Source organism: Microbacterium gorillae (genome assembly GCF_000826185.2).
Classification (GTDB): Bacteria; Actinomycetota; Actinomycetes; order Actinomycetales; family Microbacteriaceae; genus Microbacterium; species Microbacterium gorillae.
In genome coordinates this window covers 1720340-1728296 of sequence record NZ_LN648875.1, presented here as the reverse complement: position 1 = coordinate 1728296, position 7957 = coordinate 1720340, and the positions used below count along the sequence as shown (strand labels likewise).

Sequence of the window (7957 nt, the reverse complement as noted above, 5' to 3'; positions counted from 1 at the left end):
GAAGTCCGGCGGTGTCCTACTCTCCCACAGGGTCCCCCCTGCAGTACCATCGGCGCTGAGAGGCTTAGCTTCTGGGTTCGGAATGTGGCCAGGCGTTTCCCTCTCGCTATGGCCGCCGAAACACTATTGATGTGTTCGTTCAGCCACAAACGATCAGTTCGTTTGTGGTGTTCTCGACCGTACATCGAGAACCACTCAGTGGACGCGAATCATCCGCAGGATGAAAGTGTTATCAAGTCATCGGCTTATTAGTACCGGTCAGCTTCACGTGTTGCCACGCTTCCACATCCGGCCTATCAACCCAGTAGTCTGGCTGGGAGCCTCTCACCCCGAAGGGTATGGAAATCTCATCTTGAGGCCGGCTTCCCGCTTAGATGCTTTCAGCGGTTATCCATCCCGAACGTAGCTAACCAGCGGTGCACTTGGCAGTACAACTGGCACACCAGAGGTTCGTCCAACCCGGTCCTCTCGTACTAGGGTCAGATCCTCTCAAATTTCCTACGCGCGCAGCGGATAGGGACCGAACTGTCTCACGACGTTCTAAACCCAGCTCGCGTACCGCTTTAATGGGCGAACAGCCCAACCCTTGGGACCTACTCCAGCCCCAGGATGCGACGAGCCGACATCGAGGTGCCAAACCATGCCGTCGATATGGACTCTTGGGCAAGATCAGCCTGTTATCCCCGAGGTACCTTTTATCCGTTGAGCGACAGCGCTTCCACAAGCCACTGCCGGATCACTAGTCCCGACTTTCGTCCCTGCTCGACTTGTCAGTCTCACAGTCAAGCTCCCTTGTGCACTTACACTCGCCACCTGATTGCCAACCAGGTTGAGGGAACCTTTGGGCGCCTCCGTTACTTTTTGGGAGGCAACCGCCCCAGTTAAACTACCCACCAGGCACTGTCCCTGAACCGGATCACGGTTCGAAGTTAGATATTCAGAGTGACCAGAGTGGTATTTCAACAATGACTCCACACTCACTGGCGTGAATGCTTCACAGTCTCCCACCTATCCTACACAAGCCACACCAAACACCAATACCAAGCTGTAGTAAAGGTCACGGGGTCTTTCCGTCCTGCTGCGCGTAACGAGCATCTTTACTCGTATTGCAATTTCGCCGAGTTCGCGGTTGAGACAGTTGGGAAGTCGTTACGCCATTCGTGCAGGTCGGAACTTACCCGACAAGGAATTTCGCTACCTTAGGATGGTTATAGTTACCACCGCCGTTTACTGGGGCTTAAATTCTCAGCTTCGCCTTACGGCTAACCGGTCCTCTTAACCTTCCAGCACCGGGCAGGCGTCAGTCCGTATACATCGTCTTGCGACTTGGCACGGACCTGTGTTTTTAATAAACAGTCGCTACCCACTGGTCTCTGCGGCCACCACACCCTTTCGGAGTAAATCCTAATAAGTGGGTGGCCCCCCTTCTCCCGAAGTTACGGGGGCATTTTGCCGAGTTCCTTAACCACGATTCTCTCGATCTCCTTGGTATTCTCTACCTGACCACCTGAGTCGGTTTGGGGTACGGGCGGCTGGAACCTCGCGTCGATGCTTTTCTTGGCAGCATAGGATCACCCACTTGATACGCATCGTGTCTCAGCCTTGATGAGAGACGGATTTGCCTATCTCTCGGCCTACGCACTTGCACAGCGACAACCATCGCGCTGCTGGGCTACCTTCCTGCGTCACACCTGTTAATACGCTAGCCGCACCAGAATGGGGTCGTACGCTAGGCCCAGACCGTCACCCCGAAGGGATCAGTGACTGGGATTCAGATACTTAGCACTACTGGATTGACTGGGGCGGTTCTTCGCCGGTACGGGAATATCAACCCGTTGTCCATCGACTACGCCTGTCGGCCTCGCCTTAGGTCCCGACTTACCCAGGGAAGATTAGCTTGACCCTGGAACCCTTGGTCTTTCGGAGGACGTGTTTCTCACACGTCATTCGCTACTCATGCCTGCATTCTCACTCGTGTAGCGTCCACGGCTGGATCACTCCGCCGCTTCACTCGCCACACGACGCTCTCCTACCCATCAACACGGCTGGACCACGAAGGCCTACCAATAATGTCAATGCCACAACTTCGGTGGCGTGCTTGAGCCCCGTTACATTGTCGGCGCGGAATCACTTGACCAGTGAGCTATTACGCACTCTTTCAAGGGTGGCTGCTTCTAAGCCAACCTCCTGGTTGTCTGAGCAACTCCACATCCTTTTCCACTTAGCACGCGCTTAGGGACCTTAGATGGTGGTCTGGGTTGTTTCCCTCTCGACTATGAAGCTTATCCCCCACAGTCTCACTGCTGCGCTCTCACTTACCGGCATTCGGAGTTTGGCTGACGTCAGTAACCTGGTGAGGCCCATCGGCCATCCAGTAGCTCTACCTCCGGCAAGAAACACGCAACGCTGCACCTAAATGCATTTCGGAGAGAACCAGCTATCACGAAGTTTGATTGGCCTTTCACCCCTATCCACAGCTCATCCCCTCAGTTTTCAACCTAAGTGGGTTCGGTCCTCCACGACGTCTTACCGTCGCTTCAACCTGGCCATGGATAGATCACTTCGCTTCGGGTCTAGGACACGCGACTGAATCGCCCTATTCAGACTCGCTTTCGCTACGGCTACCCCACACGGGTTAACCTCGCCACGTATCGCTAACTCGCAGGCTCATTCTTCAAAAGGCACGCTGTCACACCTACCAGGGGTGCTCCAACGGTTTGTAAGCAAACGGTTTCAGGTACTATTTCACTCCCCTCCCGGGGTACTTTTCACCTTTCCCTCACGGTACTTGTCCGCTATCGGTCATCTGGGAGTATTTAGGCTTATCAGGTGGTCCTGACAGATTCACACGGGATTTCTCGGGCCCCGTGCTACTTGGGATACTCACCACGCCAGCACACGCATTTCGACTACGGGGTTGGCACCCTCTATGACTGGCCTTTCAAGACCATTCGTCTATACGCTGCTGTCACGTTGAAACTTCGGCAGAAGAATCCGGTAAGTCCCGCAACCCCCTGCATGCAACGCCTGCCGGCTATCACACACGCAAGGTTTAGCCTGATCCGATTTCGCTCGCCACTACTCACGGAATCACGGTTGTTTTCTCTTCCTGTGGGTACTGAGATGTTTCACTTCCCCACGTTCCCTCTACCCGCCCTATATATTCAGGCGGGAGTCACTAGGTCGGCAAGCCGCCCAGCGGGGTTTCCCCATTCGGACATCCTCGGATCAAAACTTGCTTATCAGTTCCCCGAGGCTTATCGCAGATTGCTACGTCCTTCTTCGGCTCCAGATGCCAAGGCATCCACCGTTTGCTCTTAAAGACTTGAATACATGAGTTAAAGAAATCTCAACCCCCACCAAAGTGAGGGCCAAAAATATTTCAAAAACAATCGACCCCGAAGGGTCAGATCATCTTTAAGATGCTCGCGTCCACTGTGTAGTTCTCAAAGTACGGGCGGTACCTTCCACTCCCCGACTCACGCCGGCTCGAAGAAGGCCCAGAGGTACAAACCCACAACCCGAAGGCCATGGTGTCCGGTCCCTCAGGACCCAACAGCGTGCAAGCACCAGCCCCGCCGGCCCCACGTTCCAACACCGAAGTGCGTACTAGCAGAAACCCTTGGTTCTGATGCCATGTCAAATGTTCCACCCATGAGCTCCCAGCGAAGAACGTGTGCCTTCGAACTGGGCTCTGCAGTCCCGAAGGACTGAGATGCTCCTTAGAAAGGAGGTGATCCAGCCGCACCTTCCGGTACGGCTACCTTGTTACGACTTAGTCCTAATTACCGATCCCACCTTCGACGGCTCCCTCCACAAGGGTTAGGCCACCGGCTTCAGGTGTTACCGACTTTCATGACTTGACGGGCGGTGTGTACAAGACCCGGGAACGTATTCACCGCAGCGTTGCTGATCTGCGATTACTAGCGACTCCGACTTCATGTAGTCGAGTTGCAGACTACAATCCGAACTGGGACCGGCTTTTTGGGATTCGCTCCACCTCACGGTATCGCAGCCCTTTGTACCGGCCATTGTAGCATGCGTGAAGCCCAAGACATAAGGGGCATGATGATTTGACGTCATCCCCACCTTCCTCCGAGTTGACCCCGGCGGTATCCCATGAGTTCCCACCATTACGTGCTGGCAACATAGAACGAGGGTTGCGCTCGTTGCGGGACTTAACCCAACATCTCACGACACGAGCTGACGACAACCATGCACCACCTGTAAACGAGTGTCCAAAGAGTTCCCTATTTCTAGGGCGTTCTCGAATATGTCAAGCCTTGGTAAGGTTCTTCGCGTTGCATCGAATTAATCCGCATGCTCCGCCGCTTGTGCGGGTCCCCGTCAATTCCTTTGAGTTTTAGCCTTGCGGCCGTACTCCCCAGGCGGGGAACTTAATGCGTTAGCTTCGTCACGGAATCCGTGGAAAGGACCCCACAACTAGTTCCCAACGTTTACGGGGTGGACTACCAGGGTATCTAAGCCTGTTTGCTCCCCACCCTTTCGCTCCTCAGCGTCAGTTACGGCCCAGAGATCTGCCTTCGCCATCGGTGTTCCTCCTGATATCTGCGCATTCCACCGCTACACCAGGAATTCCAATCTCCCCTACCGCACTCTAGTCTGCCCGTACCCACTGCAGGCCCGAGGTTGAGCCTCGGGATTTCACAGCAGACGCGACAAACCGCCTACGAGCTCTTTACGCCCAATAATTCCGGATAACGCTTGCGCCCTACGTATTACCGCGGCTGCTGGCACGTAGTTAGCCGGCGCTTTTTCTGCAGGTACCGTCACTTTCGCTTCTTCCCTGCTAAAAGAGGTTTACAACCCGAAGGCCGTCGTCCCTCACGCGGCGTTGCTGCATCAGGCTTTCGCCCATTGTGCAATATTCCCCACTGCTGCCTCCCGTAGGAGTCTGGGCCGTGTCTCAGTCCCAGTGTGGCCGGTCACCCTCTCAGGCCGGCTACCCGTCGACGCCTTGGTGAGCCATTACCTCACCAACAAGCTGATAGGCCGCGAGCCGATCCCAGACCGAAAAATCTTTCCAGTGAATGACGATGCCGTCTCCACTCGTATCCAGTATTAGACGCCGTTTCCAGCGCTTATCCCAGAGTCTGGGGCACGTTGCTCACGTGTTACTCACCCGTTCGCCACTGATCCACAGAGCAAGCTCTGCTTCACCGTTCGACTTGCATGTGTTAAGCACGCCGCCAGCGTTCATCCTGAGCCAGGATCAAACTCTCCGTGAAAAACAGTTGCATAACTCCCAGTCGGAAAAAGACCAGAAGAAAGCGAGTTTGAAACTGACCAAAAAAGGATGTCATTACTGACTTCCATATAATTGATCCAAAGGAATCTCTCACCCCAAAAAAGGGATGACGAGGTTATTTGGCATTTGACAAGTGCACGCTGTTGAGTTCTCAAGGATCGGACGCACCCACCAGACCACCCTCCCAGGCAGCCCAACGGGGCAACTTCTCAATCTTAGGACAAACCACCACGACGGTCAAATCCGCACACCCACCACCGAAGCGATGCGATGTCCGGACCGACGAGTCGGCGTCCCGGCACCCTCCCTAGACCAGAAGGCCAGACCCAGCCGAAGCTGTTTCTTCTCAAGGGGGTGATGTCCACCACTTGAGGGGAGCCAGACCCGGAGGCCTTCGCTCAACCCTGTGGGGCGAACAAGTAATAACTTACGCCGACCCCACAGACCCGGCAAATCGAGCCACCCGACGGGCGTGTCGCACCCTCCTGCCGGCTACGGGCCACCGCGCTGTCGCACCGGAGCCCGTCGGCGCGCAGGCGGGCATTGCACCACGAGCACGCGCGACGCGTCACCCGCCGCACTTCCGCGCGGACGACGACGCGCGCATCATGGCGACATGAGCGCTTTCACGGTGACGCATCCCTTCAGCGGTTTCAGCGTCGATGACATCGACGCCGCACACGCCTTCTACGCCGACACCCTCGGCATGGACGTGTCACCCAACGCGATGGGCTTCCTCGACCTGCATCTGCCGGACGGCGGCACGATCCTCGTGTACGCGAAGCCGGACCACGTCCCGGCGAGCTTCACGATCCTGAACTTCCCGGTTTCGGACGTCGAGGCCGCCGTCGATGACCTGAACGCTCGAGGCGTCGTCACGAAGATCTACACGAACCCGGATTCCGGCACCGATGAGAAGGGCATCGCGCACGGCGGTCCGGGTCGCGGCCCCGACATCGCCTGGTTCACCGATCCCGCCGGCAACGTCCTGTCCGTCCTGGCCTCCCCGGACCGCTGACCGGAGGCGGGTCAGAGGACGACGCGGGCGTCGATCAACACCGGACCGCCGGCCGCGAGCGCGGCCGCGTAAGCCTCGCGGAACTCATCCTGCGTGGTGACCGTCGATGCGGGAACGCCGTAGCCGTGTGCGAGCGAGACGAAGTCGATGCCGGGGACGTCGAGTCCCGGGGCGTCGAGCGCGTCGAGAGCCTTCGCGAACCCCCGCAGTGCGCCGTACGTGCCGTTGTTGACGATGACGAAGACGGTCCGGGTGTTCCGCTGCGCCGCTGTCCACAGCGCCGAGAGACCGTAGTTGGCGCTGCCGTCGCCGACGGTGGCGACGACCACGTCGTCCGGTCGCGCGAGCGCGACGCCCACCGCCGCGGGCAGTCCGAAGCCGAGACCACCGGATGCCGGGAAGTGATACATGTCCGGCCGGTCCATGTGCACACGCTCGATGAAGATCGTGTCGAGCGTCGTCGTCTCGTTGACGTACGTGACCCGGTCGGTGACCTGCTCGTTCAGGACTTCGAGGATCTCCTCCCCCGTCATCGCTCCGTCGACGCGCCGGATCTCCGGGGCCGCGAGCGGTTCCAGCCGGTCGCCCCGGTCGCCCACCGCGTCCGCCAGCGCCGCGAGGGTCGCGCCGATCGGGGTGACGACGGCCTCGCCGACGGGAGCGCGCGTCGCCTCCCCCGGGTCCTGCGTGAGGTGCAGCAGGCGGGCACCCTCCGGCAGATAGCGCCCCTCCTCATAGCGGTGGTAGCGGAAGACCGGAGCGCCGATCACGACGATGAGGTCGTGTCCCTCGAGCCGTTCCCGCAACGAGTTGCGTCCGGTCGGCAACTGGCCGCGGAAGTGCGGGTGCGTCGTCGGGAAGGGGCATCGGGACGGGGACGGCGCGACCCAGACCGGGGCGCCCAGGCGCTCGGCCAGGATGACCGCCGGAGCCTGAGCGCGTTCGACATCCACGTCCGGACCGAGCACCAGCACCGGGGAGACGGCGGCGTCCAGGCGCGCGGCGAGTTCGGTGATGAGGTCCGCGCTCGGTCCATCCGCGCCACGGACGGTGCGCCCGACGAGCGCCGTGTCGTCCGTTCGCGCCGACGCGGACCAGTCGTCGTACGGCACCGAGAGGTACACCGGTCCACGCGGCTGGGTCGTCGCCTCGAGCACGGCGTGGGAGACGGCGCGCGGCACGTCCGAGGCGGCCAGCGGCTCGTGCGCGTGCTTCACCAACGGACGTGGAAGCAGTGCGGCGTCGACGTTGGAGAGCATCACTTCCTGCCCCACGGTGTCGCGCACCTGCTGCCCGGCCAGCACGACCAGAGGCGAGTGCGCGTAGTGCGCGTTGGTCAGCGCCCCCATGGCGTTTCCGGAACCGGATGCGGCGTGCAGGCTCACCAGCACCGGCAGACCCGTCGCCTGCGAGTACCCGTCGGCCATCCCCGTGACGACGCCCTCGTGCAGTCCGAGCACGTAGTCGAAGTCCTCCGGCAGGCCGGCGAGAAAGGGCAGCTCGTTCGATCCGGGGTTGCCGAAAACGGTCCGCATCCCGTGAGCACGGAGGATGTCGAACGTGGCGGACAGCACGGTGGGTTCGCTCATAGGGCAGACGTTACGCGTTCGCATTCATGCGGTCTAATGCATTCTTGGTCGATGCCTCATAGACGGAATTGATATTCTGAC

The 7957-nt window shown here is 59.0% G+C and carries 2 protein-coding genes and 3 rRNA genes; 1 reads left to right on the top strand and 4 read right to left on the bottom strand.

What is annotated here, in order from left to right; translation table 11 throughout:
• Positions 1-3: 3 nt before the first annotated feature.
• The 3 genes from rrf to BN1193_RS17755 form a co-directional block, all read right to left on the bottom strand.
• Positions 4-120: ribosomal RNA gene (gene rrf / locus BN1193_RS17765) — 5S ribosomal RNA — on the bottom strand.
• A gap of 108 nt (positions 121-228) precedes the next feature.
• Positions 229-3331: ribosomal RNA gene (locus BN1193_RS17760) — 23S ribosomal RNA — on the bottom strand.
• 395 nt (positions 3332-3726) lie between these two features.
• A 16S ribosomal RNA gene (locus BN1193_RS17755) occupies positions 3727-5249 on the bottom strand.
• The 16S, 23S and 5S rRNA genes sit together here, the layout of an rRNA operon.
• Before the next feature lie 636 nt (positions 5250-5885).
• Here BN1193_RS17755 and BN1193_RS17750 point away from each other — a divergent pair.
• Positions 5886-6287 carry a VOC family protein gene (locus BN1193_RS17750; protein WP_040168266.1) on the top strand — a complete coding sequence of 134 codons (402 nt, stop codon included), beginning with the start codon at positions 5886-5888 and terminating at the stop codon, positions 6285-6287.
• 11 nt (positions 6288-6298) lie between these two features.
• On the opposite strand, the gene mdlC is transcribed toward BN1193_RS17750, so the two are convergent.
• Positions 6299-7876 (bottom strand): benzoylformate decarboxylase, encoded by a 1578-nt coding sequence (gene mdlC / locus BN1193_RS17745; protein ID WP_040168265.1) that lies wholly within the window; start codon positions 7874-7876, stop codon positions 6299-6301.
• Between the last annotated feature and the right edge of the window lie 81 nt (positions 7877-7957).